We start from the raw sequence: 362 nt of genomic DNA, 5'->3' as shown, positions 1-362 counted from the left end.
ACGGCGACCGTGACCGTCAAGAACACGGGCCAATCCGCCATCGACGGATGGCAGTTGACGTGGAGTTACCCGGGTGGTCAGCGTGTCACCAGCGCCTGGAACGCGACCGTCACCCAGAGCGGGGCCGCCGTCGTGGCCCGCAACACCGACTGGAACCGGGCGATCGCACCTGGCGCAACGGCGAGCTTCGGTGTCCAGGGGTCCCTCAGCGGGAACAACCCCTCTCCTGCGGCCTTCGCCCTGAACGGAAGCGTCTGCGACTGACCGCGGCTGACGGGCGGGGCGCACGACCCGGCCCCGCCTACAGCCACAAGCCGACGGCACCCCGCCGAGCCCGAGGGCCAACAGCGGCTGTACCGCGA

Annotated in this window: 1 protein-coding gene; it reads left to right on the top strand. The window is 70.7% G+C overall.

Translation table 11 applies throughout. The features are described from left to right. The coding region (locus TN53_RS43040) for a cellulose binding domain-containing protein (protein ID WP_199924770.1) at window positions 1–264 on the top strand (264 nt) is incomplete at its 5' end. Between the last annotated feature and the right edge of the window lie 98 nt (window positions 265–362).

It is taken from the genome of Streptomyces sp. WM6386, from assembly GCF_000972385.1.
In the GTDB taxonomy this organism is placed as follows: domain Bacteria; phylum Actinomycetota; class Actinomycetes; order Streptomycetales; family Streptomycetaceae; genus Streptomyces.
This window is presented reverse-complemented; position numbering and strand designations above follow the sequence as displayed.